Source organism: Mycobacterium sp. TH-M82, assembly GCF_057473605.1.
On record NZ_JBYCKY010000529.1, the window covers coordinates 1 to 2,424 of the forward strand.

At 69.2% G+C, this 2,424-nt stretch carries 3 protein-coding genes; all 3 read left to right on the forward strand.

Going from position 1 to position 2,424, the window contains the following annotated elements:
* Positions 1-329: cutinase family protein (locus AC2VON_RS16200; protein WP_486953870.1), on the forward strand; the 329-nt coding region annotated here is incomplete at its 5' end.
* Between the two features lie 89 nt (positions 330-418).
* Entirely contained in the window at positions 419-1,297 is an 879-nt protein-coding gene (locus tag AC2VON_RS16205; protein ID WP_486953872.1) for a cyclodehydratase, read from the forward strand.
* 43 nt (positions 1,298-1,340) lie between these two features.
* Positions 1,341-2,424 (forward strand): ABC1 kinase family protein (locus tag AC2VON_RS16210; protein ID WP_486953871.1); only part of this gene is annotated, 1,084 nt, incomplete at its 3' end.

Below are 2,424 nucleotides of genomic sequence, written 5' to 3' on the forward strand. Positions count from 1 at the left end.
TGGCCAACTGCCCCGACACCAAACTCGTGCTGGGCGGGTATTCCCAGGGCGCGAGCGTGATCGAACTCGCCACCGATTCGCTGCCGGCCTCGGTGGCCGATCATGTCGCCGCGGTGGCACTCTTCGGCACGCCCTCGAGCGGGTACGCGAGCGCGATGATGGGTGACCCGCTGCCCACCCTCGCCGCACCCTACCGCCCCAAGAGCATCGACTTATGCCTTCCGGACGACATCGTCTGCGACCAGAGCGGGAGCATGCTCGCGCACATCATGTACACCCAGTCCGGCATGGTAGACGAGGCCGCGACATTCGCCGCGAGCCGCCTCTAGCCGTACACCTGTGGATAGCTGAGTGGGCGAGGCCGCCGGGCGTGGCAGTGTCGGGGGCCGTGAGTGCTCGCTACGCGTTGGATGCGGCGATGCCGGTGCTGCTCCGGCCCGACGGAGCGGTGCAGGTGGGCTGGGATCCGCGCCGGGCGGTGCTGATCCGGCCTCCCCGCGGCCTGACCGCGGCAGGATTGGCCACCTTGCTGCGGTCCATGCAGTCTCCGACCGAGATCACCGCGCTGCAGCGCCAGGCCGCCGACCACGGAATAGCCGACGCGGGCGAGCTCGCCGACATCGTCGACGCCCTGGTCGCTACTGGCATAGTCACCCGGGCCGCCCCGGCAACCCGGGGCACCAGCCCGACGCCGGACAAGCCGGCGCGCTCCCGGTCGGCGTCGATACGGGTGCACGGCCGCGGGCCGCTGTCGGACCTGCTGGTGGACGCGCTGCGCTGCTCGGGAGCCCGGATACGGCGAAGCAGCCAGCCACACGCCGCGCCGGCCACCGCCGGAACCGACCTGGTGGTGCTGTCGGATTACCTGGTCGCCGACCCGCGATTGGTGCGCGAGCTGCACGCCGAGCGCGTGCCGCATCTTCCGGTGCGGGTGCGCGACGGCACCGGGCTGGTAGGCCCGCTGGTCCTTCCCGGGGTGACAAGCTGCCTGGGCTGCGCCGACCTGCACCGCCGTGACCGGGACGCAGCCTGGCCGGCGGTGGCGGCTCAGCTGCGTGACACCGTCGGGCATGCCGACCGGGCGACCGTGCTGGCGACCGCGGCGCTGGCACTCAACCAGATCAACCGGGTGATAGCGGCGGTACGCGGTACGGCCTATGCACCCGGAGCACCCGGAGCACCCAGAGCGCGCGACAGCGGACCACCGCCAACCCTGAACGCCACGCTGGAGTTCGACCTGGGCGCCGGCTCGATCGTTGCCCGGCACTGGACTCGCCATCCGCTGTGCCACTGCTGATGTCGATGGTCGCCAACTCGGTAACGGCGGCCGGCGACCGGTCATGGATGATGGATGCGTGGCGGAGATAAAACGCCGGGGCGCTGCGCGTAATGCGAAGCTGGCCAGCCTGCCGGTCGGATTTGCGGGCCGGGCGGCACTCGGGCTCGGCAAGCGATTGACCGGCAAGTCGAAAGACGAGGTCACCGCCGAACTCACGGAGAAAGCGGCCGACCAGTTGTTCACTGTCCTCGGTGAGCTCAAGGGCGGTGCGATGAAGGTCGGGCAGGCGCTGTCGGTGATGGAGGCTGCGATCCCCGAGCAGTTCGGGGAGCCCTACCGCGACGCACTGACCAAGCTGCAGAAGGACGCACCGCCGATGGCGGCGAACAAAGTGCACCGGGTGCTCGACGCCCAGCTGGGCACCAAGTGGCGGCAGCGCTTCGCCGAATTCGATGACACGCCGATCGCTTCGGCGAGCATCGGGCAGGTGCACAAAGCGGTGTGGTCCGACGCACGTGAGGTGGCCGTCAAGATCCAGTACCCCGGTGCCGACGAGGCGTTGCGCGCCGACCTGAAGACGATTCGGCGTCTGGTCGGCGTATTCAAGCAGTTGGCGCCGGGCGCGGACATTGAGGCTGTTGTCGACGAGCTCATCGAGCGCACCGAGATGGAGCTGGACTACCGGCTGGAGGCCGACAACCAGCGGGCGTTCGCCAGGGCCTACGCGGGTGACCCGCACCTGGCCATCCCGCACGTGGTGGCCAGCGCGCCCAAGGTCATCATTCAGGAGTGGATCGACGGGATCTCGATGGCGGAGATCATCCGCGATGGCACCGTCGAACAGCGCGACCTGATCGGTTTCCGGCTGATGGAGCTCACTCTCGGCGCGCCGCGCCGGCTGGAGATGATGCACGGCGACGCCCACCCGGGCAACTTCATGCTGCTGCCGGACGACCGGATGGGCGTCATCGACTTCGGCGCGGTGGCACCGCTGCCCGGCGGGTTCCCGGTCGAACTGGGGATGGCGATCCGATTAGCGCGGGAGAAGAACTACGACCTGCTGTTGCCGACCATGGAGCGGGTCGGCTTCATCCAGAAGGGCCAGCAGGTGTCGGTGCGTGACATCGACGAGATGCTGCGCCAGT

Bases quoted from the DNA above. Each gene is read 5' to 3' on its own strand.
- AC2VON_RS16205 (WP_486953872.1), top strand. From the start codon at position 419: ATGCCGGTGCTGCTCCGGCCCGACGGAGCGGTGCAGGTGGGCTGGGAT.